Annotated in this window: 31 protein-coding genes and 1 pseudogene; 14 read left to right on the plus strand and 18 right to left on the minus strand. The window is 57.0% G+C overall.

Going from position 1 to position 24,403, the window contains the following annotated elements; translation table 11 throughout:
* The first annotated feature begins 55 nt into the window (after positions 1-55).
* From Q0932_RS14385 to Q0932_RS14395, 3 genes are all read left to right on the plus strand, one after another.
* Positions 56-976, plus strand: coding sequence for an MBL fold metallo-hydrolase (locus Q0932_RS14385; RefSeq protein ID WP_299354442.1), 921 nt, complete (start codon positions 56-58; stop codon positions 974-976).
* Between the two features lie 65 nt (positions 977-1,041).
* Positions 1,042-1,701, plus strand: coding sequence for a phosphoglycolate phosphatase (gene gph / locus Q0932_RS14390; protein WP_299354445.1), 660 nt, complete (start codon positions 1,042-1,044; stop codon positions 1,699-1,701).
* Positions 1,702-1,836: 135 nt separating this feature from the next.
* A complete protein-coding gene (locus Q0932_RS14395; RefSeq protein WP_299354448.1) occupies positions 1,837-2,412 on the plus strand; it encodes a PA14 domain-containing protein in 576 nt (191 codons plus the stop codon).
* 60 nt (positions 2,413-2,472) lie between these two features.
* On the opposite strand, the gene Q0932_RS14400 is transcribed toward Q0932_RS14395, so the two are convergent.
* The 4 genes from Q0932_RS14400 to parE all read right to left on the minus strand — a co-directional run bounded on the left by Q0932_RS14400 (position 2,473) and on the right by parE (position 6,824).
* Positions 2,473-3,144: a hypothetical protein gene (locus Q0932_RS14400; RefSeq protein WP_299354451.1), complete on the minus strand. Its 672-nt coding sequence runs from the start codon at positions 3,142-3,144 to the stop codon at positions 2,473-2,475.
* Between the two features lie 86 nt (positions 3,145-3,230).
* Positions 3,231-3,536, minus strand: a complete 306-nt coding sequence (locus Q0932_RS14405) for a hypothetical protein (protein ID WP_299354454.1) — start codon at positions 3,534-3,536, stop codon at positions 3,231-3,233.
* Positions 3,537-4,246: 710 nt separating this feature from the next.
* Positions 4,247-4,876 carry a hypothetical protein gene (locus Q0932_RS14410; protein ID WP_299354457.1) on the minus strand — a complete coding sequence of 210 codons (630 nt, stop codon included), beginning with the start codon at positions 4,874-4,876 and terminating at the stop codon, positions 4,247-4,249.
* Complete coding sequence (gene parE / locus Q0932_RS14415; protein WP_299354461.1) at positions 4,869-6,824, minus strand: DNA topoisomerase IV subunit B; 1,956 nt, start codon at positions 6,822-6,824, stop codon at positions 4,869-4,871. The genes Q0932_RS14410 and parE overlap by 8 nt, the downstream gene beginning before the upstream one ends.
* Before the next feature lie 157 nt (positions 6,825-6,981).
* Here parE and Q0932_RS14420 point away from each other — a divergent pair, with 157 nt between their 5' ends.
* Positions 6,982-7,590 carry a peroxidase-related enzyme gene (locus Q0932_RS14420; RefSeq protein WP_299354464.1) on the plus strand — a complete coding sequence of 203 codons (609 nt, stop codon included), beginning with the start codon at positions 6,982-6,984 and terminating at the stop codon, positions 7,588-7,590.
* A gap of 113 nt (positions 7,591-7,703) precedes the next feature.
* Here Q0932_RS14420 and Q0932_RS14425 read toward each other — a convergent pair whose 3' ends face one another.
* Positions 7,704-7,988, minus strand: coding sequence for a DUF2218 domain-containing protein (locus Q0932_RS14425; protein WP_299354466.1), 285 nt, complete (start codon positions 7,986-7,988; stop codon positions 7,704-7,706).
* Positions 7,989-8,178: 190 nt separating this feature from the next.
* Here Q0932_RS14425 and ppk2 point away from each other — a divergent pair, with 190 nt between their 5' ends.
* Positions 8,179-9,141 (plus strand): polyphosphate kinase 2, encoded by a 963-nt coding sequence (gene ppk2 / locus Q0932_RS14430; RefSeq protein ID WP_299354468.1) that lies wholly within the window; start codon positions 8,179-8,181, stop codon positions 9,139-9,141.
* Between the two features lie 18 nt (positions 9,142-9,159).
* Here the strand turns inward: ppk2 and Q0932_RS14435 are convergent, their stop codons facing one another.
* Positions 9,160-9,801 carry a TIGR02453 family protein gene (locus tag Q0932_RS14435; protein ID WP_299354471.1) on the minus strand — a complete coding sequence of 214 codons (642 nt, stop codon included), beginning with the start codon at positions 9,799-9,801 and terminating at the stop codon, positions 9,160-9,162.
* Between the two features lie 107 nt (positions 9,802-9,908).
* Between Q0932_RS14435 and Q0932_RS14440 the strand changes: the two genes are divergently transcribed.
* The gene (locus Q0932_RS14440) at positions 9,909-11,264 is read left to right on the plus strand and encodes an MATE family efflux transporter (RefSeq protein WP_299354474.1); all 1,356 of its coding nucleotides are present in this window, start codon (positions 9,909-9,911) and stop codon (positions 11,262-11,264) included.
* Positions 11,265-11,271: 7 nt separating this feature from the next.
* On the opposite strand, the gene Q0932_RS14445 is transcribed toward Q0932_RS14440, so the two are convergent.
* Both Q0932_RS14445 and Q0932_RS14450 read right to left on the minus strand, forming a co-directional pair.
* Positions 11,272-11,673, minus strand: coding sequence for a hypothetical protein (locus tag Q0932_RS14445; RefSeq protein ID WP_299354477.1), 402 nt, complete (start codon positions 11,671-11,673; stop codon positions 11,272-11,274).
* Between the two features lie 9 nt (positions 11,674-11,682).
* Complete coding sequence (locus tag Q0932_RS14450; protein ID WP_299354480.1) at positions 11,683-12,885, minus strand: pyridoxal phosphate-dependent aminotransferase; 1,203 nt, start codon at positions 12,883-12,885, stop codon at positions 11,683-11,685.
* Positions 12,886-12,970: 85 nt separating this feature from the next.
* Between Q0932_RS14450 and Q0932_RS14455 the strand changes: the two genes are divergently transcribed.
* The 3 genes and pseudogenes from Q0932_RS14455 to Q0932_RS14465 all read left to right on the plus strand — a co-directional run bounded on the left by Q0932_RS14455 (position 12,971) and on the right by Q0932_RS14465 (position 14,240).
* Entirely contained in the window at positions 12,971-13,396 is a 426-nt protein-coding gene (locus Q0932_RS14455; protein ID WP_299354482.1) for a helix-turn-helix transcriptional regulator, read from the plus strand.
* Positions 13,389-13,652: a succinate dehydrogenase assembly factor 2 gene (locus tag Q0932_RS14460; protein WP_299354485.1), complete on the plus strand. Its 264-nt coding sequence runs from the start codon at positions 13,389-13,391 to the stop codon at positions 13,650-13,652. The genes Q0932_RS14455 and Q0932_RS14460 overlap by 8 nt, the downstream gene beginning before the upstream one ends.
* 91 nt (positions 13,653-13,743) lie before the next feature.
* Positions 13,744-14,240, plus strand: a pseudogene (locus Q0932_RS14465) (winged helix DNA-binding protein).
* Between the two features lie 66 nt (positions 14,241-14,306).
* Here Q0932_RS14465 and Q0932_RS14470 read toward each other — a convergent pair.
* From Q0932_RS14470 to Q0932_RS14480, 3 genes are read right to left on the minus strand one after another with little or no spacing between them, the layout of a single operon-like run.
* Positions 14,307-15,014: a DUF1194 domain-containing protein gene (locus Q0932_RS14470; RefSeq protein ID WP_299354487.1), complete on the minus strand. Its 708-nt coding sequence runs from the start codon at positions 15,012-15,014 to the stop codon at positions 14,307-14,309.
* Positions 15,011-15,754 (minus strand): DUF1194 domain-containing protein, encoded by a 744-nt coding sequence (locus Q0932_RS14475; protein ID WP_299354490.1) that lies wholly within the window; start codon positions 15,752-15,754, stop codon positions 15,011-15,013. Before Q0932_RS14475 ends, Q0932_RS14470 begins: the two co-directional genes overlap by 4 nt.
* Positions 15,721-16,149 carry a VOC family protein gene (locus Q0932_RS14480; RefSeq protein WP_299354493.1) on the minus strand — a complete coding sequence of 143 codons (429 nt, stop codon included), beginning with the start codon at positions 16,147-16,149 and terminating at the stop codon, positions 15,721-15,723. The genes Q0932_RS14475 and Q0932_RS14480 overlap by 34 nt, the downstream gene beginning before the upstream one ends.
* Before the next feature lie 131 nt (positions 16,150-16,280).
* Here Q0932_RS14480 and Q0932_RS14485 point away from each other — a divergent pair, with 131 nt between their 5' ends.
* The 3 genes from Q0932_RS14485 to Q0932_RS14495 all read left to right on the plus strand — a co-directional run bounded on the left by Q0932_RS14485 (position 16,281) and on the right by Q0932_RS14495 (position 17,983).
* A complete protein-coding gene (locus Q0932_RS14485; protein ID WP_299354496.1) occupies positions 16,281-17,084 on the plus strand; it encodes a thymidylate synthase in 804 nt (267 codons plus the stop codon).
* A gap of 3 nt (positions 17,085-17,087) precedes the next feature.
* Complete coding sequence (locus Q0932_RS14490) at positions 17,088-17,564, plus strand: dihydrofolate reductase (protein ID WP_299354499.1); 477 nt, start codon at positions 17,088-17,090, stop codon at positions 17,562-17,564.
* Between the two features lie 137 nt (positions 17,565-17,701).
* Complete coding sequence (locus tag Q0932_RS14495) at positions 17,702-17,983, plus strand: hypothetical protein (RefSeq protein ID WP_299354502.1); 282 nt, start codon at positions 17,702-17,704, stop codon at positions 17,981-17,983.
* A 35-nt stretch (positions 17,984-18,018) separates the two neighbouring features.
* On the opposite strand, the gene Q0932_RS14500 is transcribed toward Q0932_RS14495, so the two are convergent.
* Positions 18,019-18,225, minus strand: coding sequence for a cold-shock protein (locus tag Q0932_RS14500; protein WP_299354505.1), 207 nt, complete (start codon positions 18,223-18,225; stop codon positions 18,019-18,021).
* Positions 18,226-18,424: 199 nt separating this feature from the next.
* Between Q0932_RS14500 and Q0932_RS14505 the strand changes: the two genes are divergently transcribed.
* Together Q0932_RS14505 and Q0932_RS14510 are read left to right on the plus strand one after the other, a co-directional pair.
* A complete protein-coding gene (locus tag Q0932_RS14505) occupies positions 18,425-18,742 on the plus strand; it encodes an ArsC/Spx/MgsR family protein (RefSeq protein ID WP_299354508.1) in 318 nt (105 codons plus the stop codon).
* A 45-nt stretch (positions 18,743-18,787) separates the two neighbouring features.
* Positions 18,788-19,156, plus strand: coding sequence for a hypothetical protein (locus Q0932_RS14510; RefSeq protein ID WP_299354510.1), 369 nt, complete (start codon positions 18,788-18,790; stop codon positions 19,154-19,156).
* On the opposite strand, the gene Q0932_RS14515 is transcribed toward Q0932_RS14510, so the two are convergent.
* The 6 genes from Q0932_RS14515 to thrS all read right to left on the minus strand — a co-directional run bounded on the left by Q0932_RS14515 (position 19,145) and on the right by thrS (position 24,296).
* A complete protein-coding gene (locus Q0932_RS14515) occupies positions 19,145-19,699 on the minus strand; it encodes a DoxX family protein (protein ID WP_299354513.1) in 555 nt (184 codons plus the stop codon). The genes Q0932_RS14510 and Q0932_RS14515 overlap by 12 nt on opposite strands.
* A 9-nt stretch (positions 19,700-19,708) precedes the next feature.
* Positions 19,709-20,458 carry a DNA-binding domain-containing protein gene (locus Q0932_RS14520; RefSeq protein WP_299354515.1) on the minus strand — a complete coding sequence of 250 codons (750 nt, stop codon included), beginning with the start codon at positions 20,456-20,458 and terminating at the stop codon, positions 19,709-19,711.
* On the minus strand, positions 20,455-21,312 hold the full coding sequence (locus Q0932_RS14525; protein WP_299354519.1) for a DUF692 domain-containing protein: 858 nt from the start codon (positions 21,310-21,312) through the stop codon (positions 20,455-20,457). The genes Q0932_RS14520 and Q0932_RS14525 overlap by 4 nt, the downstream gene beginning before the upstream one ends.
* Positions 21,313-21,337: 25 nt before the next feature.
* Positions 21,338-21,640: a DUF2282 domain-containing protein gene (locus Q0932_RS14530; protein ID WP_299354521.1), complete on the minus strand. Its 303-nt coding sequence runs from the start codon at positions 21,638-21,640 to the stop codon at positions 21,338-21,340.
* Positions 21,641-21,774: 134 nt separating this feature from the next.
* Positions 21,775-22,080 carry a DUF2282 domain-containing protein gene (locus Q0932_RS14535; RefSeq protein ID WP_299354524.1) on the minus strand — a complete coding sequence of 102 codons (306 nt, stop codon included), beginning with the start codon at positions 22,078-22,080 and terminating at the stop codon, positions 21,775-21,777.
* 233 nt (positions 22,081-22,313) lie between these two features.
* Positions 22,314-24,296, minus strand: a complete 1,983-nt coding sequence (gene thrS / locus Q0932_RS14540; protein WP_299354527.1) for a threonine--tRNA ligase — start codon at positions 24,294-24,296, stop codon at positions 22,314-22,316.
* Between the last annotated feature and the right edge of the window lie 107 nt (positions 24,297-24,403).

Below are 24,403 nucleotides of genomic sequence, written 5' to 3' on the forward strand. Positions count from 1 at the left end.
ATTTGAATGTCAGCATGTCGCGGATCGTTGATCTCGGATGCAGGAGGACAGTCAGATGCGTTTGACTCGAAGAAAGTTCATCAGAAACGCAAGCGCAGGTGCGGCCTTAGTTGCCGCCCCACAGATGGTCTGGTCCTCTGATCAGGTGGCTTTGGGATCCATGCAGATACAGACGCTGTCTGACGGGTACCTTAGCTTGCCATTTGATTTCATCTTTGGACCGATGCCTTCTGACGTCGTTGTGCCGATCCTTGGTGAGTACGAGATTGGCAATGGCCCTTTGATGCCCGAATGTAATGTCACGCTGATGCAGGACGGCACGCGCACGGTGTTGTTCGATACCGGCTCGGGCACTGGGTTTCAGGACAGCGCGGGTCTGTTGATTGATGCGCTGGATATGGCTGGTGTGGCCCCCGAGGACGTGACCCATGTCGTGTTTACACATTGTCATCCAGATCACTTGTGGGGTGTGCTGGACGATTTCGACGACCCCCTGTTTACCGAGGCGACGTATTTGATGGGGCGCGCCGAATGGGATTACTGGTGGAACTCGGAAACCGTAGATACGATTGAACCCGCACGCACCACCATGGCAATCGGCGCCAAGCGACGCATGGAAATGATCGAAGACGCCGTGACATTCTTTGATGACGGTGAGGAAATTCTGCCCGGCGTTGCGGCGCGGGCCAGCTACGGTCATACGCCCGGTCATATGGCGTTTGAACTGCGCCAAGGCAGTGACAGCGTGATGGTGGTGGGCGATGCCATCGGAAATCACCACGTTGCCTTTGCCGCCCCGCAGCTGGAAAGCGGATCGGATCAGGATCGTGCCATCGCGGTTGCGACCCGCCTGTCCCTGCTGGACCAGTTGGCGGCAGACAAGACCCGATTGATCGGCTATCACTTGCCCGGCGGTGGGATGGGCCATGTGGAACGCAAGGGCGATGTCTACCGTTTTGTGCCGGACGGCGCCTGAAACAGGAGATCAAATATGTCAGTCAAGCTCCAAACCCTTCCTGACGTGGTTGGGGGCCCTCTGGCATGAAAGCCATCATTTTTGATCTGGATGGCACGCTGGTCGACAGTGCGCCCGACATCCATGCGGCGGTGAACCGGATGCTTGAGACCGAAGGCCAGCCCACGTTGGACTTGCCGACGGTGACCTCATTTGTTGGCAACGGCCTGCCCAAGCTGATCGAACGGGTGATGACACGGCAAGGCATAGATATGGCCGCGTTTGATCGCATCACCGCGGATGTTCTGGAGATCTATGAGACCACTCCGGCAACCTATGCGCGTCCCTATCCCGGCATGAAGCAGGCCTTGCAGGACCTCACTGGCGCTGGATACCGGATGGGGGTCTGCACCAACAAACCCTACAAGCCAGCCATAAACCTGCTGCATGACATGGGATTGGACGGGGTCTTTGACGTGGTGATTGGTGGCGACAGCACGCCTGCACGCAAACCAGACGCCTTGCCTTTGCAGGAAACTATCAAAGCCTTGCAGGCCGAAGAAGTCCTGTATGTCGGCGACAGCGAGATTGATGCGTCCACGGCACAAAATGCCCGCGTTGGCTTTGCGCTCTTTACCGAAGGCTATCGAAAACGCGCCGTGGCGAGCATTCCCCACGCCTATGCGTTTTCGGATTTTGGTCAGCTATCGGCGATTGTTTCGACGCATTTTCTGAGCAAAACTTAACCTTTTTCCCCTTTCTTGCCGACCGTAAGGGCAGGCATTGTGAATTCCGAACGGCCTGACTAAAGTGGGCCTGCGAATGGGCCGATGGGGCGTTTCCTGCAGGACGGAAGCGGTCGGCCGATGGGAGGGTTAAGAATGAAGACAGTTTTTGCAGCAGTTATCGCGGCCTGTGCCACGATGGTGGCGTCTATCGCGATGGCAGGCGTGATCGAATTGACACCCGCCAGCCCTCAGCCGTCGGGCGTGAAAAAGGGGCTGAAGGTCAGCTACTTCACCGGTGATCGCCAGGTCCGCTCATTGAGTTCGGCCAAGGGGCGTCTCAAAGGCAGCTCCAAACCGGGCAAGCCGCTCAGCGGGTTAAGCTATCCTGACAAGGGCAAGGGCGCGCCGGTTCTGACGGCGGGCATCCCGGAATTGGTGGTTGCGGATATTCGTGGCTATATCAAGTTCGCCAAACCCGGTGTCTATGAGGTCGAGTTTTACTCCAATGACGGCATGCAGGTTTGGATCGGTGGTCAATCGGTCTCAAAGGTGGACGGCATCACCCCTTGCGCCAGCGGTGGCCCGCAACAAGTGAAAGTCCCGTCGGCAGGCTGGTACGACATTCAGGCCATATATTTCCAGAAAGAGGGCACCGCCTGTCTGGAAGCGGAATGGAAGGCGCCGGGTGGATCGTTTGGGCTGATCCCTAACAGTGCCTTTGGGTATTGATCCACGCTCTCGCGCACCAGAATGACCAAACAAAGGGGCCACGCGGCCCTTTTTCTTGTGTTAACGGCAGATGCCTTCGATCTTGGCATCTTTCCACGGAATGCGCAGTTGGTCGGGGCGGGGTAGCTCCCCCAGCGGCATGGCCTGGCTGATCAGGGACGCAAGACGCGCCGTGCGGGGCGCTTCGGGGTCCAGCATGGCGCAGCAGACGTATTCCTCGACGATGCTGGCCTGTTGCTCATAGCCGAACTCCAGAAACCTTGTGTCAGTCGAGATATCAAACAAATAGGGATCGGCGCCGTTTTCATGCTCGCTGGCCGCGCGCAATGGGGAATAGCCGGTAATCTTGCGGTTCTGCCATTGCCAGACATGGGTGATCTCATGGGCAAACAGCATCGCGTCCATCAGGTCCATACGTTCTGGGTACCCGGCCATGAAATTCGGCTTGTGCCAGTCCTTGGCAAAATAGGCGGTGTTCCATACCACCACGGCGGCGGGGGACACGGTGACCTCTTTGCGGGTGATTTCCGGCCAGATCCGTTCGCGGCAAGCCACTCGGGGGCGGGGTTCGCGGGTAAAGGTGAAGGAACTGAATGGCACATCGCGCACCACGGTCACGGCCTCGGGACGGATCGTGTCGCCCTGCAGGTCCTTGGCAAACTCGGCCTCGGACGGGGTCAGGCTACGGGTACAGGATATCAGGACCAAAGGCAGAAAAAATCGCGCGCGCATGTCGCGACCCTAACAGCCTCGCCCGTTGGATCAAGCGGTGGACGCATGGGACCCATCACTTGACCAAGGCCCGCGTCAAAAATGGCTCAGAGCGCTTTGCCGCTCAGACAGTGATGGTAGAAATGATTGTATTTCTGCTTGTCCGCCGCGTTGCCATTGATGCCCCCGATAAGGCCGCCGGTGACGGCCCCACGCTTGGCACCTTTTGAGCCATTGACGATGCCGCCAAGAGCTGCGCCGCCGACGATGCCTGTCGTGGCTCCGGCGGCCGTGGCGCTGCTGCCGGATTTCACCTTGGCATAAGAGTCGCAATAGGTCTGCGTGCGCTCTTGGGCATAGGCAGGGGATGTGGCCAGCATGGCGGCCACGAGGACAAGAGAAAGACGTTTCATTGTTGGTATCTCCGGAAAACTGCTCTGGGGTACCTCTGACATTTGGGCCGCAAAGGGCGCTGCCAAATGCGCCTAGGTGCCAAATTTTTGTGATACCGGGCCAAATAGGGACCGCAGGGGCGTTATTTTGGCGGCCAGGGCGCGGTCAGGCGACCACCGCTTAGACATTCCTGCAGGTAGTAGTCATAGACCTGCTTGTCCCATTGCCCGCCCCTGGCAGCCCCAAGAGCCCCTCCGGCGAGGGCGCCGCGATTGACGGCTGTTGAGCCCCCTTGGGTGGCCCCCGCTGCCGCCCCAGCCCATTTGCCACTGCGTCCGCCCCGCACCGTGCCCGCTTGCCCCGCCGAGGCGCGGGCGTATTGGTCACAAAATATGCCGGTACGCTCGTAGTCCTCCGCCAGGACGGGCAGGGGAAGGAGGGCGAGGATCAGGAAAAGGCGCATGGGGGGAGTGTGGCAGAGGGTGTTTCGTCACTCAACCCATTGCATGATGCGCTGCATCATGAACGCGCCCGACCCGCCCCCGTCGCACCAAAGGCGCACCGTTTATGGGGGCTCGCCTTTGTCGAGAAGGGCGGTCGCGTTTGCGCCCACCCATCGGATCGGGCGTGAGGGGTGTTGGGAAGGGGAGTGTTGGGTTGAGTTTTATCCCACCACTGGATCGAGGGGTGCGATCAATGGGCTGAAACAACACTTCAGCCTTTCAATGGCCTAGGCCAAATGAGTGGCAGGCCGCTCAACAAGCTCCAGCTTTTTATACATCCAATCGCCTGTTCGAATTTGCCAGAATTTGTATGGTTTCGACACATACAGTTTTTTGATCCCTGTAAACCGGTCGTGTCCCAAAATGTAGAGACGTACGTGCACTTTTTCATAGCTCATGAAAACATCCTCCAGTCTCAAGCCGCGCTCAGGCCGGAGAATGGACGTATTCTTGTGGATCGTAGGGCTTTTTTGCGGATCAAAAAGGCTAGATTCGTGAACTTTTAGTTGAATGTAGCGATGCCCTTTTCCGAACCGAAGTGAGTTGGAGAAAGTGGTTGGAATTGTGTAGTAATTCCACCTTCTAGAGTCAGACTTGCTTGAGTCAGACTTGGCAATGTTGAACACAGATACCCTGCAAATGGCAGTTGTTTCAATTAGGTCGATCACTCCTTTCTTTTGGACCTTTGTGGTGTAGTGGCTCCGTTCCGAATGCTTGTGCTTGACGACATTGATCTTGTCGGAAAAAATGATTTTCGGACTGACTAACTTGTGAAACACGCCTAGAGTAACAACCGCCGATAGAACGCCAACCGCGACTGCAATTGCCAATTCTATTGCGAAGATCTCCTCAAACATCCAACTCCTCCACGAACCGCGCATTCTCCTGAATGTATTGGAACCGCAGCTCGGGTTTTTTACCCATGAGGCGCTCGACCAGATCGCCGGTTTCACCTGGTTCATCCTCGTCAATCGTGACACGGATGAGCTTGCGGGTTTTAGGGTCCATGGTGGTTTCTTTCAAATCCTTGGCGTCCATTTCGCCCAGACCTTTGAACCGCTGCACGTCAATCTTGCCTTTGCCGCCCAGCCCCTTTTCCATCAGCACGTCTTTTTCCGCGTCCGTGGCGACGTAAATGCGCCGCGCGCCTTGCGTCAGGCGGTAGAGCGGCGGGCAGGCGAGGTAGAGGTGGCCCTGATCAATCAGCGGGCGCATCTGGGTGAAAAAGAACGTCATCAACAGCGCCGCAATATGAGCGCCGTCGACGTCCGCATCGGTCATGATGATAATCTTTTCATAACGCAGATCGTCGATGTTGAACTTCGTGCCCATGCCGCAGCCAAGGCTTTCGCAGAGGTCGGAAATCTCGGCGTTGCTTCCCAGCTTCGATGAGGCCGCGCCGAGGACGTTCAGGATTTTGCCTTTGAGCGGCAGAAGCGCTTGGGTTTTGCGGTCGCGGGCACCTTTGCCCGAGCCACCGGCCGAGTCACCCTCGACGATGAACAATTCCGTGCCTTCGCGGTCTTTCGACGAACAGTCTGTCAGCTTGCCCGGCAGGCGCAGTTTCTTGGTCGCGGATTTGCGGGCGGTTTCCTTTTCCATGCGGCGGCGCAGGCGTTCTTCGGCACGCAGCACGAGGAAATCAAGGATAGCGCCCGCCGATTTGGTGTCGGCGGCCAGCCAGTTGTCAAAGTGGTCGCGCACCGAGTTTTCCACCATCCGTTGCGCCTCGACCGTGGCCAGCCGGTCTTTGGTCTGGCCGACAAATTCAGGCTCGCGGATGAAGCACGAGACCAGCGCGCCCGCGCCCGTGGTCAGGTCTTCGCGGGTGATGGTGGCGGCCTTTTTGTTGCTGACCAACTCGCCGTAAGCCTTGATACCCTTGAGGATTGCGGCCCAGAACCCGGCCTCGTGAGTGCCGCCTTCGGGGGTGGGGACGGTGTTACAATAGGATTGGATGAACCCATCGCGCGAGGGCGTCCAGTTGATCGCCCATTCAACCTTGCCCGGCGCGTTGAACTTTTCGAAAGACACCGTGCCGCAGAATGGCTGGTCGGAATAGGTTGAGGCGCCCGACAGGGTCTCGTTCAGGTAATCTGACAGACCACCGGGAAAATGGAACTTGGCCTCGGCCGGGGTTTCGCCATCATCAATGCCGGTTTTCCAGCGGATTTCGACGCCCGAGAACAGATAGGCTTTGGAGCGCGCCATCTTGAACAGGCGGGCGGGTTTCAGTTTCAGAGAGCCGAAGATTTCCGGGTCAGGGTGAAAGGTGACAGCCGTGCCGCGACGGTTGGGAGCCGCGCCGATCTTGGCCAGTTTGCCCTGCGGGATGCCGCGCGCGAACTCCATCGCGTAAAGCTCTTTGTTGCGGGCAACTTCGACGCGCAGATGGTCCGAAAGCGCGTTCACAACTGACGAGCCCACGCCATGCAGACCGCCCGAGGTTTCATAGCTGTCGCCAGAGAACTTGCCGCCTGCGTTCAGGGTGCAAAAGATGATCTCAAGCGCCGATTTTTTAGGGTCTTTCGGGTGAGGGTCGGTGGGGATGCCACGCCCGTTGTCGCACACAGAGACATGGCCGTTTTCATGCAGCTCAATCTCGATCCATGTGGCGTGTCCCGCTACGGCCTCGTCCATCGAGTTGTCGACGATTTCGGCCACCATGTGATGCAGGGCGCGATCATCCTTGCCCCCGATGTACATGCCGGGGCGCAGACGCACGTGCTCCATGTCTTCCAGAACCTGGATGGAAGACGCGTCATAGTCGCTCGCGGTGGACGCGGTCAAAAGGTCGTTTGCCATGCTCGGGCTGCCCATTCTTAATGTTGGTTGGCGGCTATTATGGCAGGGCTCTGCGATAGGCGAAAGGGTGGAATGACGCCCACTGGATAAGCCGCTGTCTTGGATTGCGAACTTGTGTTCTAGTGAGGTCATGACGGCCACAGTGAGAGGACATTCCATGAGCTGGATCACGACCATTCCCTATGACGAGGCCACCGGCAAGTTGAAGCGGCTGTATGACCGGGTGAAGGGGCCTGAAAACAATGTCGACAACATCATGATGGCCCACAGTCTGCGGCCGCATTCGATGGAAGGGCATATGGCGATCTACAAGTATGTGCTGCACCATTCGGGCAATGCACTGCCCAAGTGGTTTCTGGAATGTCTTGGGGTCTGGGTCTCATCGCTGAATGACTGCGCCTATTGCGTCGAACATCATTTTGCCGGGATGAAACGGTTGCTGCAGGATGATGCGCGGGCCGAGGCTTTGCGGCTGGCCATTGACGCAGGCGCCATTGAGGCAGCCCCCTTGGATCGTGCGCAAAAGGCGGCGATGGCCTATGCAAAGACGTTGACCAAGGCGCCTGCAACCCTGACCGAGGCAGATATCCAAGGCCTGCGTGAGGTCGGGTTCGACGATGGGGAAATTCTCGAAATCAATCAGGTTTCGGCTTATTTCTCTTATGCCAACCGGACGGTTCTGGGGCTCGGATGTTCGACCGATGGGGACGTTCTGGGTCTGTCACCCAACAATTCGGACAATCCTGACGACTGGAACCACAGCTAATCCAACATCAAGGAGACCTGAGTTTCCGCAAACAAAGGGTTTCGAAACCCTTTGCTTAAGCAAATTGGAATTTGCTTGGTGCGCCGAAACAACAGGTGTGTTTTCTGGTTTGTTCAGGACCAGATGATTTGCAAGTCTTCCCGAAAGGCAAAGCGCTTCAGATGGGCGTCGACGACCTCTTGAAACCGCTTCAGATCAGCCTCATCCGGAACGTGAACCTGCAATTCGAGGTGGTTGGTGTGTGCCACCATTGAGAGCGTGTTGCCGCTCTCAAAGGCGATCTCACCAGCCTCGGGGGAAAACTTGGCCTGCGCCTTGTGCGACCAGTGCTTGCACAGTTGTTGCAAGTAGCGATTGGCGTTTTCTGTGTCGGCGGTAGCCGAGGCTGTTTGGGGCATGGATGGCTCCGAGGTGGGCGCTGATTGACGTTAAAATCACCCTAGCAGAAGGTCGGCATAAAAGCGCCATAAGAACGATGCAAGAGGCATTGATTTTGCCCCGCGGGTTGCAGGGAAATTGACGCACATCAAAGCGCTGGTTTCGTTGTTGCGTTAAGGTTCGCGCAAGTTCAGACAAATGGAGAATTCTATGACCGCAACGCCTGCGAACACCCCTGCTGCAATCAAAAAAGCTGCTGAAGAAGCCAAGGCCTCCGTACAACCCAACGGCGCAGTGGCAGCCAAGGCGCGCAAAACCTCACCCAGTGCCGAAGAGATCCGCCGCGCCTTTGAAAGCGGCGAATATCCCTATGACACAAAGCTGTCGCGCCGCACGTACGAGACACAAAAGGCCAAGATTCAAGCCGAACTTCTCAAGGTGCAATTGTGGGCACAGGAAACAGGCCAGAAATTCGTCATGATCTTTGAAGGACGTGATGCGGCCGGTAAGGGCGGGACGATCAAACGCTTTACCGAGCACCTCAATCCTCGGGCGGCGCGGGTTGTGGCTTTGAACAAGCCTACCGACGAAGAGCGCGGCCAATGGTACTTCCAACGCTATATCGACCATCTGCCAACGGCGGGTGAAATGGTGCTCTATGACCGCTCTTGGTACAACCGCGCCGGTGTCGAGCGTGTGATGGGGTTCTGTGAGCCGGGCGAATATCTGGAATTCATGCGTCAGACTCCTGATTTGGAGCAGATGTTGGTGCGCTCTGGCATCCGACTTTACAAATACTGGTTCTCGGTCACGCAAGACGAACAACGTCGCCGCTTTGAAAGCCGCGAGAGCGATCCTTTGAAACAGTGGAAGCTGTCGCCGATCGACAAGGCGTCCTTGGGTAAATGGGATGATTACACCGAAGCGAAAGAGGCGATGTTCTTTTACACAGACACCGCAGATGCGCCTTGGACGGTGATCAAGTCGAACGACAAGAAACGCGCGCGTCTGAACTGTATGCTGCATTTCCTGGATTCGCTGGATTATCCGGGCAAAGATATCAAAATCGCACATGCCCCTGATCCGTTGATTGTTTCAACGGCAAGCCATGTGATCCATCGCTCGGATCACATTCTGGGTACAGCTCTGCACCCGGACACGCGCAAGAAATAGGGCGCTGCTTGCGTTGCGCTACAGGAGGGAGCGCAGCGCAGTCTGAACTGGCAGAAGCTCTGAAAAGGCGGTCTCGACCCACGCGGTCAGGCCGCCTTTTTTCAGAGCTGCTTCATCGGTGTCAAACCAAAGTGTCAGCCCCTTGCGCCGCAACAGGGCGCCATGTGGATGATCCTTGTCAAAGGGGGCTGGCACGCGCTTGAGCTCGGGCTCTCCCAGTCGTGCGCCATTGTCCGTGAGCGTCGCAATCATGGCCGCGATCGCACCGCCATTGCTGTCTGCGGCCTCTCGCCATCGCACAAGCGCGTCCTTATCAAAGCCGAAGACGCCTGCGCCCACACTGATGTAATCCGGGGCCACGCCAAAAAACCAATTCAAGCCGCCTTGGGACCAGAGCATATGCAGATGCGTGTGATAAGGGGTTTTGTCCTTGGAAAACCGCACGTCGCGATGTGGGCGAAACAATTTGGTTTCAACGGGCGCTCCGGTCATTTTTTCAAGACGGGCTCCTACGACGTCCAGAAACGCAAGCGCCGGCGCCTTGAGATCCGCCTCGTAGTACGACTTGTTGGCGGTGAACCACTCGCGGTTGTTGGACGCAGACAGATCGCCCAGAAAGCGACGTGCGTCGGGGACCAATGTGTCGAAAGTGTCGGTCATCCTTGCTCCGTAGTTTTCGGTAGAGTGCCAGACAGACACCGCCAGCGCAAATCAACCGCTTGCCAGTTTCTCCAAAGCCTCCTAAGCCTTGGGGTATGACCTCACCCATGTCTTACTCTCAGCACACGCGCGCCGTGGTGCGCCTTGGCCTGCCGCTTGTCGGCGGGCATATTGCGCATTTTGCCATTGGCCTGACCGACACGGTGATGCTGGGCTGGTACAGTGTCGAGGCGCTGGCAGCGGTGGTGCTGGGCAGCACGTTCTTCTTTGTAACGTTCATTTTTGGATCGGGATTTGCCATCGCGGTGATGCCGTTGGTGGCCGAAGCGCATGCTGCAAAAGATGAAGTCACGCTGCGGCGGGTCACGCGGATGGGGATGTGGCTGTCGGTGATTTTTGCGGCGACGATTCTGCCGCTGTTCTGGTATTCTGGGGCGCTATTGTCGCTGCTGGGACAAACCGAGGAAACCGCTGAGCTGGCGCAGCGCTACCTGCGCATCGTGGGGCCGGGAATGGTGCCGGCGCTGCTGGTCATGGTGTTGAAATCCTATCTGGCCGCGCTGGAACACACGCGTGTCGTGTTCTGGGTGACAGTGGCGGCAGCGGTGGTGAATGCCTTTGCCAACTACGCGCTGATTTTCGGCAACTGGGGTTTTCCGGAACTTGGCGTCGGTGGTGCCGCAATTGCATCGCTCATGGTGCAGATTGTCTCGCTGGCTGGTTGCGTGGCCTATGCAAAACTGGCCTTGCCCGAGCACACGTTGTTTGGCCGTCTGTGGCGCCCGGATTGGGACGCCTTTGGCCAGGTCTTTCGTCTTGGTGCACCGATCGGGGTCACCAACCTTTCCGAGGTGTCTCTATTTGCGGCCTCAAGTGTGATGATGGGCTGGCTGGGGACAATCCCACTGGCGGCACATGGGATCGCGCTTCAACTGGCAAGCCTGGCCTTCATGGTGCAACTGGGGCTGTCGAGTGCCGCCACGGTGCGGGCAGGCAACGCGATGGGACGCCGCGATGCACAGCATCTAAGCCGGGGCGCCATCGTGGCGATTGCATTGTCTTTGCTGGCGGGGGCTATCTCGGTGGTGGTGCTCTTGGTGTTCCCAGAGCAGCTTTTGTCGATGTTCATCAATCCGGAAGAATCCGAACGCGACGCGATCCTTGCCGTGGGCGTGTCGCTCTTGTTTGTGGCGGCTTTGTTCCAGGTCATGGATGGCGCTCAGGTTATGGCGCTGGGCCTGTTGCGCGGGGTTAAAGACACCAGCGCGCCCATGATTATCGCCGCCATCAGCTATTGGCTGATCGGCGTGCCCTGTGGTTATGCTTTTGGCTTTATTCTGGGCTGGGAAGGGGTCGGCGTCTGGCTGGGCCTTGTGGTTGGGTTGACGGTTGCCGCGATCCTGTTGATGTGGCGTTTCTGGGGGCCGAAAATCGCCAGCCTGCGGCGGGCTTTTGCGGCCTGACCCGCAATCACTCTCTCGTCAAACGATCCGCTTTTTTGCGTACCAGAACCGAGCGCAGGTCGTTCATCGCCAGAAGCAGCGCATCGGTGACGTCTTCCAGTTGTTCATCACTGGCCCGTGACTGCGCCCATTGCGTGGTCAGGTTCATGTGATCCACTGCCCGGTGAATGTCATCAATGTCCCGATGTGCCAGAATCTCTTGTCGTTCGACCATCCACTCGCGGATCGCCTCGAGGTCTTCTTGCGACAGGGTGCGGTCCCCGTGCGGTTTGATCTCGCCGTTGCGAATATTCACAACGGCGATTTGATCCATATCGATGCGTCGCTGACGGTTCTCGGTGTTCACCCGAAACACAAATGCCCCATTCTCACGAACACGGAAATAGTATTCAGGCAGTACAGCTGACATCGCAGTCCCTTACGTTAGCGAGGCACAGAAGGCCTGAATGCGCTCACACGCTTTTTTCAGGGCCTCGTCCGACGTAGCGTAGCTGACGCGGAAGTTTGGGGAAAGCCCGAATGCCGCGCCAAAGACAACCGCAACCTCGGCCTCTTCCAAGAGCGCCGTGGCAAAGGCTTCGTCATCCGAGATCACTGTGCCAGCGGGTGAGGTCTTGCCGATCAGCCCGGTAATGGACGGATAGACATAAAAGGCACCTTCGGGGACCGGACAGGTGATGCCGTCAATTTCCGACAGCATCGACACCACCAGATCGCGGCGGCGCGTAAAGGTCTGGTTGTTGGTGGCCAGAAAGTCCTGCGGCCCGTTCAGCGCCTCGACCGCGGCCCATTGGCTGACGGAACAGGGGTTCGAAGTAGACTGCGATTGGATCTTGCGCATGGCGGCGATCAGCTTGACCGGGCCAGCCGCGTAACCAATACGCCAGCCGGTCATGGCATAGGCCTTACTGACACCGTTGCAGGTCAACGTGCGCTCATACAGACCGGGCTCCAATTCGGCAGGGGTGCAGAACTCAAAATCATCATAGGCCAAATGTTCATACATATCGTCCGTCATCACCCAAACATGCGGGTGGCGCATCAGAACATCCGTGAGGCCCTTTAACTCGTCGCGGCTATAGCCAGCACCAGTCGGGTTCGAGGGAGAGTTGAAGATCAGCCATTTGGTCTTTGGCGTGATCGCGGCCTCAAGCTGCTCAGGTGTGAGCTTGAAGTTGTTTTCCAGCGTTGCCGTAGCGATCACCGGTTCGCCGCCTGCCAGCAGCACCATATCCGGGTAGCTGACCCAATAGGGCGCAGGAATGACCACCTCGTCGCCGGGGTTCAGGGTTGCGACCAGCGCATTATAGAGGATTTGCTTGCCGCCCGTGCCAACGCTGACCTGCTCAGGCGCATAGGTCAGGTTGTTTTCGCGCTGAAATTTGGCGCAGATCGCGGCCTTGAGTTCCACAATACCGTCGACAGCGGTGTACTTGGTTTTCCCAGCCCCGATTGCGGCCACGGCAGCGGCCTTGATGTTTTCGGGTGTGTCAAAATCCGGCTCGCCCGCACCGAGGCCGATCACGTCGCGGCCAGCCGCTCGAAGTTCGCCTGCCTTGGTGGTGACCGCGATGGTTGGAGAGGGTTTTACGCGGGAAAGTGTCGCGGACAGGAAAGACATGGGAGTTCCTCTTTGTATTCAATGCTTCCATGTCTTAGGGTGCGCCTCGCACCCGATCAAGCGCTTAGGCAAAGGAAGCTCGCAAATGGCTGAAGATATCAGCGACGACGACTATCATGACTATTGGTATGGCGATGACGTGGCGACGTTCGGGGACCGTTTGGCAGCAGCACGCGACTATCAGGGCCTAGGTCAGGAAGAATTTGCGCGGCGCCTTGGCGTCAAGCTGTCGACCGCGCGGGGTTGGGAAGACGATGTGAGCGAGCCTCGCGCCAACAAATTGCAGATGATGGCCGGGTTGTTGAACGTATCCGTTGTCTGGTTGTTGACCGGCGAAGGTGAAGGCATCTCATCGGCTCTTGACGAAGGTGAGACCTACAATCCCGAACTGGCCGGGCTTTTGGTGGAGTTGCGCGACGTGCGTGCGCAGATGAAGAACAGCCTCGACCAAATGGCGCGGCTAGAGAAAAAGCTGCGGTTGGTTGTGAAAGAGACTGAACCAAATGACTGAAACGCATGAGCACCGCCTGAAACGGATGAAGATGCGCTCGATGCGGCGCGGCATCAAAGAGATGGATTTGATTCTGGAGCGCTATGCCGATGACAATCTGGCGCAGATGGATGCGCCAACTTTGGATCTCTATGATGCTCTGCTACATGAAAACGATCAGGACCTGTATCAGTGGGTGACCGGACAGGTCGCTGCACCCGAAAAGTTCTCGGCGTTGATCCACGATATCTCGCAGGCCATCTCGGGCTCCAAATAGATCGCATTTTAAGCGATTACCGCACGACTTAACCTAATGTTCGTGTTTTTCCCCCAGTTTCCGATTTGAGGAATGACTGCCGGAGACAAACATGAGTATTCACGGATCGATTGGAGAGAAGACGGACAAGGGCTTTATGTTGTCTTATCTGGATTCCCTTGCATTGGTTGAGCGGCTGCACCGCTTATTGCTGGATGTTATCAAGGATGAATTTGAACGCGTCGGCGTGTTGGAAATCAACGCGGTTCAGGCGTTGCTGCTGTTCAATATTGGCGACAACGAGGTGACCGCCGGCGAATTGAAATCGCGCGGGTACTATCAGGGCAGCAACGTCAGCTACAATCTCAAGAAGCTGGTTGAGATGGGCTATATGCACCACCAGCGCTGCGAGGTTGACCGTCGCTCGGTTCGCGTGCGTCTGACGCCTAAAGGGCGCGAGACTCACCTGGTTGTTGAGGCGCTGTTTGGCCGCCACGCCGAGGGCCTGCAATCCAAGGGTATTCTGGGGGCGACGGTATTGACGGTATCACCTTTGCCCTGCGTCGGGTCGAACGCTACTGGAGTGACCAGATCCGCTATATCTATTGATTTGCGCCAAGCGACCCGTAAGCGCTGCGCAGAGTTTTGGTAATGAGTGCGGGTCGTCCTAATCCGTCAGAGTTCGGGTGTTGACCCGGCCAGTGAGAGCCCTTGCAACTCACGCAAAAGTTTGCGCGCCATGGCGCGTTCATAGTCATCAAAACTCTGTGCAGTCTCAACAAACGCACCGGGGCCGCGAATAACATTGGCTGTGTAATAGGCGCTAAGTTCCTGTAGCGACAGTTTGGCGTTTCCACTGTCATCGCCAATGGTCAGCCCATTCACGACCAGCCAGCCGGGGCTTGGCACCGATTGGGGCAGGGGACCTGTATTGGATTTCCCGTCCCCGGAAATATCCAGCGTACGCTTGGGGCAATCAGATTGGATTTCCAGCAATTCCGTGCCGTAGGTTATCGCTGAGCCCAACGCAGTTGAGGGATCTGCGGGACGTCTTTGGGTTTGGTGCAACAGAGCGATGATCTGATCCAGGTCCTGAAGCGTTGTCACCTCGGTCCAGCCGACCAGCAAACGGCGATTGAATTGACGTGGCCCGCTCCATTCAAAGACCGCCAGACGCACAGGCCAATCTGGTTCGGCCAACAGAACCTCGCGTACTTCGGGCGCGCTCAGCGCGGCGGCCAAGCCATCCAATTGCAACCGATACTCGTTTGTGTCGACCGAGCCTGACACGTCCAGCCCCAGTGCCAGCGCCTGACGGCAGTCTGCCTGTGCGCCCGATGCGATCATGAGCGCAGCCAACAAAGGGATGACCAGGCGCGTCACGGCTGGTCCATTTTCATGGTCACCGCCAAAGGTGCCAGTTCCCGTTCCAGCTTTCGGGTCATGGCCCGCTCGTAGTCGCCATAGTTCTGGGCTTCTTCCACAAAGGCGTTGGGGCCTCGGATCACCTCGCGGCGGTAATAGCCGGCGATGTCGATCGGCACCGCGGTGAATGCCGCCATGGATGTGCCTACTGTCTTAATGGCCAGTCCATTTACAGTGATGTTTTCAAAGGGAAAGTACTTGTAAGCTTTGTCTGGTGGGAACCCGTCGTTGTTCTTGCCGTCACCACTCACATCCAGTGTTTTGGCTGTGCAATCCGGGCCGTTGGCCATCAATGCAGACGCATATGCCAAAGCCTGCCCTAGGGCCGTCGCTTCGGTATTGTTTGTGCGTTTTGATGCGCGCAGCAATTCTGCGACGTCCAGCAGATCCTGTGGCGTATCAATCATACGCCAATCCACCAACAGGCGCTGATGCTTGGCGCCGCTCCATTCAAACACGGCCAGAGCAACCGGTTGAGGAGACAGGAAAAATGCGCGCTCAACATCCGGTGCGATCAGCGCGTTGGCCAGGCCGCGCCGCTGAAACGTATCTTCCAGCGTGTCCACGGACGAGGACACGTCCAGCGCCAGAGCCAGCGCGAGGCGACACTCGGCCGCCTCAGCCTGAGCAGCCATCAACAGGCTGCCGAGGGCAAAAGCCCGGATCACCAGTGTCCGACGCTGTCCATACTGGTCCACGGCTCTGCCGGTGCCAGAGCGTCACCCTGTTGCAGGAGTTCGATCGAGATATTGTCTGGTGAGCGCACAAACGCCATGCGCCCGTCGCGCGGGGGGCGATTGATGGTCACACCATTGTCCATCAGGTGTTGGCACATCTCGTAGATATTACCGACCTCGTAGGCGAGATGACCAAAATGCCGCGAGTCGCTGGGCAAGCCGTCATCGCCATCCCAGTTATAGGTCAGCTCTAAAGGTGTCTCTTCGTTGCCTTCCGAGGCCAGATAGATCAGCGTAAAGCGGCCCGCGTCACTGTCCCAGCGTCGGATTTCCTTGAGGCCAAGCAAGGCATAAAACGCCATAGACGCCTCAAGATCGCTGACACGCACCATCGTGTGCAGGTATTTCAGATGCATCGTTTTCCCCTTTGCATGTGTTGACGCGATCAAACCACTGCCTTGCCCATGTTTCCAGTCCAAACCGCCTTGGCGCGCGTTCACGAAGTCTTTATGACTAGGCCAAGAACAATTCCCGGGGGGAAGAGCAGATGCAGCAATATCTCGATCAGTTGCGGATGATTCTGGAACATGGCCAAGACTCAACGGACCGCACCGGCACCGGTACGATCTCGCATTTTGGGATGCAGGCAATCTATCCGCTGGCCGACGGCTTTCCGATGGTGACGACCAAAAAGCTGCACTTGCGTTCCATTATTCACGAACTTCTGTGGTTCCTCTCGGGCGACACGAACATCCGTTATCTCAAGGAAAACGGTGTTTCGATTTGGGATGAATGGGCGGATGAAAACGGGGATTTGGGGCCAGTTTATGGCCATCAATGGCGTCATTTTCCTAAATTTGGTGCAGAGGGTATTGGCGAGGTTGACCAAATTGCCGATCTGTTGCGGATGATCAAGACCTCGCCGGACAGCCGTCGCTTGATTGTCTCAGCCTGGAACCCCGGTGACGTGCCAGATATGGCATTGCCGCCATGTCATACGCTGTGGCAGGTGCGGATCATCGGCAACAAGATGCATCTGCAGCTTTACCAGCGGTCAGCTGACATGTTTCTGGGTGTGCCTTTCAACATCGCGTCTTATGCGCTGTTGTTGAAGATGCTGGCGCAGGTCACCGGATATGAGGCCGGTGATTTCATTCACGCAATCGGTGATGCACATATTTACTCGAACCATATGGAACAGGTTAAAACGCAGTTGGCGCGCACGCCCAAACCCTTGCCGCAGATACGGCTCAATCCCGACGTGACCTCGCTGTTTGATTTCAAATACGAGGACTTTGAGGTGCTGAATTATGATCCCGATCCGGCGATCTCCGCACCTGTGGCGGTGTAAGGGATGATCTCTCTGATCGTCGCCCGTGATCGCAATGGCGCTATTGGCAAAGGCAACGCAATCCCGTGGCATGCACCTGAAGACTTGAAGTTCTTTCAACGCGAGACGAGTGGCGCCGCTATCATCATGGGGCGCAATACCTGGGATAGTCTTCCGTTCAAGCCCTTGAAAAATCGCTTGAATATCGTGGTTTCGTCCAACCCTTCTCTGGCCGAAACCGTGTGCCCGTCGCTTGAGGCCGCAATTGATACCGCGCATGCGGCCGGGCACCGACGGGTTTACGGCATTGGCGGGTTTCGCATCTATCAAGACCTGTTGCCGTTGGCGCACCGGCTGCTGGTCACCGAGGTCGATCTGGACGTGCCGGATGCTGACACGTTTTTCCCGACTTTCGGTGATGATGAATGGGAGTTGATTGGCAAGACACCGCTGCGGAACGACAGCCCAGCCTGTGTTGTGCATGAGTATCTGCGCCGCTAACACGTCATAGCGACAGACACCGGCTGATGACAAATCAGAAACGCTGCGTTTCCATAGTGGAAATTGACAGCACGCCCAACATCGCCCTATTTTCAATGCGTTAATGGCATTTTGTCCAAGCATAGGTGGGCTCTGCGATGACAAAACTGATTTCTGCACTGATGGTGGCGACATGTCTGGCGGCGCCTGTTGGCGCACAAACCTGGAGCAGCAATGCCCCCCAGATCGGTCCGGTCAATCAGCCCGAAGGCATCCTGATCGAAGCTTATCCGACCTCAACAAACCATTGTCAGGCCGGATATCAACCAGTCGTTTTCGGAGGTGTCATCTGCTGCGGCAAGCCGAACGCAACCTATAATGCTTCCCACAGCGCGCCGGCCATGCAGCAATGTGCGGCAGGCACCAAGGGCTGCAGCTAAGCAAGCGACAGGGGCGCCAGGCGCCCCAGTGTTCGTCACACCGCTTTGATTTCGCCGGCCATCATCCGGCCGTCGCGACCTTCGACGAGCTCGTATTCGACCTTTTGGTTGTCCGCGAGCCCGGTCATCCCGGCGGCTTCAACCGCCGATATATGGACGAATACATCGTTTCCGCCGTCATCCGGCGCAATAAATCCAAACCCTTTGGTGGTGTTGAACCACTTGACGGTACCACTTGCCATACCGCGTCTCCTTCCCAAGTCATTTTGTCCGGGGGATGAAACATGTCCCGAACCACATTTTGCAATGAAATCTGTTTGATGACAGATCTAGGTGCAAATGTAGGTCGAAGGATTGCACGGCGTATGTAAAAATCAAGCAAAACTGAATCAGAAAACCGTCAGTTGGTCGCTCCAAGACGGACAAAAAGTGGGAAAACCAATGAACCTTTATGGGCTTAAGAACTGTGACACTTGTCGTAAGGCACTGAAAGAAATTGAAAATGCGCAGTTGGTCGACGTTCGAATAGAGGGTGTGCCAGAGGAAATTCTAACACGGGCACTGGATGAATTCGGCGGCAGTTTGCTTAATACGCGATCAACCACATGGCGGGGTTTGACGGAAGAAGAGCGTCTGGCGGCGCCATTGGACCTGTTGCACGCCCATCCGGCATTGATGAAGCGTCCACTGATTGACCATCAGGGTGCGCTGTACCTTGGCTGGGGCAAAGATGTGCGGGAGGCCCTTGGATTGGAGTAAATCCGGGCTTATGTCGAATACCAGAGATCTAATGAGGACGAGTAAATGCGCAATGCGGCCCTGACATTGGGGATTATCGCCGGAGTGTTCGGCATGTTTATCGGGTTTTTCAGCTGGGGCTATATCGAAGTCACGGAACGCTACAACGAAGTTGGCGAGCTGTTCAGCTATGTTGAGAACGAACAGTTGGTCAAAGCGGCGGGCCTGTTGTCACCGCTTTTGGCGATTGCGGGCGGGGCGATGTCTCGGGCCCGTGCCTTGTGGGGTGGCGTTTTGCTGATCCTGTCGGCGATCGGCATGTATGCGGCTTTTGGGTTTGGCGTCTTTACCATGTTCCCGATCTCTTTCGCGGCCCTTGGCGGCATCCTAGCGATTGCCGCTGGTAAGCCGGACGAACCTAAATCACACTTTTGAAGCTGATCGCTTCGACAAAAGTCGGTCAAGGGACAGTGGCCCTGCGCCCTTGACCACAATGACTGCCATCAAGAATACCCATAGCGCGCGTTGATCCATGATCGCGCTGTTCTCGATCCGATCAAACCAAGCGCCAATGGTGCTGGCATCCGCGTGATGGCCGACAATGTCCGTGAGTGATTGCAGCACGATAAATCCGATCATGCCCACGGCCGCCAAGCGTGACAGCAGCCCCAGAACGATCATCAACGGCAGGATGAACTCGGCCCATGTGCCGCCCAAAGCGACAGCCCAATGGAACAGTGACAGCTGTGATGTGTCGTAGCCTGCAGCCTCAAACACCCGCGGGAAGATTTGAACATAGGCCCCGGTCGACGGTTGAAATAGTCCCAAAAACCCGTCGCCCAGTTTGGTCAGGCCAGAGTTCCAGAAGTAGAACAGCAGGACCGCTGCGAACAGAAATCGCGCCAGGGTTGGGATAATCCAGTCTGCCCGTTCTAACCTTGATAAAACGGAATTATGGAGTGAAATCAAGGCATTCATGCTGGTTCCTCAGGTGTTTGTAGACAAGATGGCTCGACAGGTCAGCAAGAGCGCGAGGCTGGCGCTGAGGTCGAAGTCCGGAGTGGATTGCGTGGCCAATTCAGCGGCGTCCCCAAGGGTTTCGCCCGCAGCCAATGCGACGGCAAAGGCGCCGCCACCGGCGGGCATCAGCTGTGGTTCGGGATCAAAATCCCGACGTACAATCAGCACGTCCTGAGCGCCTGCAGTGGGCTTGGCGGCCCCTTCAATCATGTTAAAGGCCCAGATGTCGTAGATCGGCCAGGGTGAGGTGGCAATCTCTACGGATGGAACCAGCTCAATTTTGGCGGTCGCCAGATTTTCCGGAGGGATCCGGGACAGGACGTCGTCGTCCATCTCAGCGGAATCCGCGGCGTGGTAAGAGCGCCTCATGGCCATTTCCATGTCCGCCACATCTCCGAGATAGCCGAGATGCTTCAAAGGTTCAAAGCCGCGCAGGAATGCGGGGAAGCTCGCGCCATAGTACATCATGAGAGGGCTGCTCGGAGGGGATTGACGCAGGTATACGCCTGCGATTGCTTTGAAGTTTTCTTCGCCCAGAAGTTTTGCGATTGCCGGGAAGCCGGTTTCAAGCGCCTCGGTCAAGGAAACGGCCACATTGTTGCGGTAGACATCAAACCTTCGCCCGGCAGGGACACCATTGGCATCCTTTAACCCTGTTGGCGCTGCCAGATCGTTGTTCAACAACGCGGCGCGAAAATCTGATTGGGTGACACTCATGCCGCGACCTTTGCAAGGGCCTTGGCCGCGCGGGCGGCCTCGGATTCCAGTTCGGGCCACTCAGGCACATCATTGTCCCATTCAATTAGGATCGGACGCGGGCCAGCGCGCTCAAGCGTATGATCCAAGAGTGCCCAGACCGGATCGACGACGGGTTTGCCGTGGCTGTCGATCAGCAGCGGCGCACCATGCTCATCTTCGTCCTCGTCATGACCGCCAAGGTGAATTTCTCCAACCAATTCCAGTGGGTAATCGTCGATATAAGCGCGGGGATCATAGGTCAGGTTTGTGGCCGAGACAAAAACGTTGTTCACATCCAGCAACAGGCCACAGCCGGTCCGCTTGCCCAGTTCCCGAAGGAAATCCGGCTCGGACCATGTGCTTTCTTCAAACGCGAGGTAGCTGGAGGGGTTTTCTAGCATCATCTGCCGCTTGATGGTCTCTTGCAGTTGGTCGATGTGGTCGGCCACGCGGGTCAGAGTCTCATTCGTGTAAGGCAGGGGTAACAGATCATTCAGAAACGCGCTTTCATGGCTGGACCAGGCAAGGTGTTCTGAAAAAACAGTGGGTTGAAGCCAGTCTACCAGATGTTTCAGTCGCGCCAGATGGTCGGCATCCAGATCGCGTTCACCGCCGATGGACAGTCCGACGCCATGCACCGAGACCGGAAATCGTTCGGCGAGGTGACGTAGTTGGGCCAGCGGGCGACCACCGGCCCCCATGTAGTTTTCGGCGTGAATTTCCAGCCAACCAACTGACCCGGGATCTTCCATGATGTTTTGGAAGTGTTGGGGTTTGTATCCAACACCTGGGGCATTCGGCAGGTCCGGGAAACGGGATGTCACGTCAAACATGGGGGCAGGCTTTCGGATTTGACAGTCAGCTTGGTAGGTCACGATCTAAGGCATCAAGCGCGGGGCTTCTTGGTGTGCCATCTGCTAGATCGGGTAGTTCAATTTCCAGGCATGTGCCCTCATCAACCAGTGTCCAGGCATTGCCCTGATAGTCCACGGTCGAAGTCCCAGCACAGGATGTTCCCGGTCCGGCCTTGCAGCCGTTTTCACCCGCCATCGAAATGCCAAAGCACTTTTCTTTTTTTGCGGCCGCTGCTGGATCTGCTTGTAGCGCCAGAGCAGTAGCAACTGCACCGGCCAGCGACAACGCTTTCAATGGGTCCGACATTTTCACTCCCTTTCACCTAATAGTTCGTTGATCTGAACAAATACTTACGAGGTTAAAGGATAAACATAGCACAAATTGTAGAGGTGTCCGCAAAGTTGGCCCCGACACATGTGCATCGGGGCCAGAGAACCAGCTTATGCCGGCAGGTCACGCTCCAGCGCTTCCAGCGAGCCTTTGCGCATCGTGCCGTCTGCCTGTGCTGGCAGTTCTACTTCCATGCAGGTGCCCGCGTCGACGAGTGTCCAGGCGTTGCCTTGGTAGTCCACGGTCGAGGTGCCGGCGCATGTGGTGCCGGGGCCCGCGGCGCAGTCATTTTTGCCGGCCATCGAAACGCCATAGCACTTTTCTTTACCCGCTGCTGCGGCTTCGGTGTGGCTTACGGCGGTCAGGGCGGCTGCTACTGCGCTGGCGACGGCGAGTGTTTTTACGGTCTTCGACATGGTGTTCTCTTCCCTAGTTAGGTTTGTCATTCGAGCCACCGTTTGAGGCGGCATGTGAAAAATCTAAGTCGGGAAGGGTCACACGTACCAATCACGGGGGCGTGTATCACGACCGCGTCAGAGGGTGTGACGGTTTCGTGAGGATTCCAGCGCTGGAAGGCGGCAAATGTTTCGAAAACGAAACGGGCGCGCCCGGTTTTCCCGGACGCGCCCGCCGATTGTTGCAATCGATGTTACGCTAGGTCAGGAGGCGTGGCCTCAATCGCGAGTTGGCTCACGATTTCGTCCAGTGTCTGGACTTTGCTTTGCTTCTCACCCAAGCGGCGGGTTGAAACGGTGCCTTCTTCGACCTCTTTCTTGCCGATGGCCAGAATGACCGGAACCTTGCCAACCGAATGCTCGCGGACCTTATAGTTGATCTTTTCATTGCGCAGATCGGCCTCGGCGCGCACGCCAACTGCTTTCAGGGCTTCGACAACCTCAAGGCAATAGTCATCCGCATCCGAGACGATTGCGGCCACAACAACCTGACGCGGCGCCAGCCAGAACGGCAGTTTGCCTTCCCAGTTCTCGATCAGAATGCCGACAAAGCGTTCGAACGACCCAAGACAGGCGCGGTGCAGCATATAGGGGCGGTGCTTGCCGCCATCCGCCGCAATGTAAGTCGCATCCAGACGCTCGGGCAGGTTGGGATCAACCTGGAAGGTGCCACATTGCCAGACCCGGCCAATGGCATCCGTCAGGTAAAAGTCGAGCTTTGGCCCATAAAAGGCGCCATCACCCGGTTCCAACGTGTAGTCACGGCCTACGGCCTTGATCGCGTTCTCCAGCGCACCTTCGACGTAATCCCAGCTTTCATCACTGCCGACGCGCTTTTCAGGGCGGGTGGCGAACTTGATCTCGAACTCAGGGAAACCGAGTTCGCTGTAGATATCCGCGAGGAAGTCGATGAACTTGGCGCATTCTTCCTGAATCTGCTCTTCGGTGCAGAAGATATGCGCATCGTCCTGCGTAAAGCCGCGCACACGCATGATGCCGTGCAGCGCGCCCGAGGGTTCAAATCGCGCACAGGATCCAAACTCGGCCAGCCGCAGGGGCAGGTCGCGATAGGATTTCAGGCCCTGATTGAACACCTGCACGTGGCAGGGACAGTTCATCGGTTTCAGCGCGTTGATGCGCGTGTGTTCGTGGCTCTTGGCACTGGCGTCATCGTTTTCACCATCACGGCTCTCGTCGACTTCGACGATGAACATGTGGTGCTGATACTTTTCCCAGTGGCCCGAGGCTTCCCACAGTTTGCGGTCCACAACCTGCGGCGTGTTGATTTCCTGATACCCGCCCGCACGTTGCTTGCGGCGCATGTAATCCTGAAGCTGGGTGTAGATCGTCCAGCCATTGGGGTGCCAGAACACCTGACCGGGGGCTTCTTCCTGCATGTGGAACAGATTCATTTCGCGGCCCAGCTTACGGTGGTCGCGTTTTTCGGCCTCTTCAAGGAAGTGCAGGTGCTTTTTCAGGTCTTCCTTGTTTTTGAAGGCCACACCATAGATGCGCTGCAATTGAGCGTTTTTGCTGTCACCACGCCAATAGGCGCCCGAGACGCGCATCAGTTTGAAGGCGTCGGCAGGGACCTGACCAGTATGTTGCAGGTGTGGGCCACGGCAAAGATCCTGCCAATGGCCGTGCCAATACATGCGCAGCGGCTCTTCGCCGGGAATGGCGTCAATCAGCTCAACCTTATAAGGCTCGTTGTTGGCCTCGTAGAACTTGACCGCGCGATCACGATCCCAGACCTCGGTGGTAACCGGGTCACGGCGATTGATGATCTCTTTCATCTTCTTCTCAATGGCGCCCAAGTCTTCAGGCGTGAACGGCTCGTCGCGGTCAAAGTCATAATACCAGCCATGTTCGATGACCGGGCCGATGGTGACTTTGACGTCGGGCCAGATTTCTTGCACGGCGCGGGCCATGATATGGGCGCAGTCATGCCGGATCAGTTCCAGCGCTTCGGCGTCACTGTCTTTGAGGGTATTGATGGCGATTGTCGCATCGGCGCTGATCGGCCATTGAAGATCCCAGTGCTTGCCGTCGACAGTGGCGGAAATCGCCTTTTTGCCCAAGCTGCTAGAGATCGATGCCGCCACAACGGCAGGGGTAACGCCGCTCTCGAAAGAACGTGCATTGCCATCAGGAAAAGTAAGGGAAATATCGGCCATGTGCCTATAGCTCCTCGTCAGTTTGGCGCCTACGGGACGCCCGGTTGCGGGTATGTGGTTCGGGGCAGGTTTTGCGCCTTTGGCCGGGCCAAGTCAAGCGGGCTTTC

The sequence above is a fragment of the uncultured Shimia sp. genome (genome assembly GCF_947498095.1).
Classification (GTDB): Bacteria; Pseudomonadota; Alphaproteobacteria; order Rhodobacterales; family Rhodobacteraceae; genus Shimia.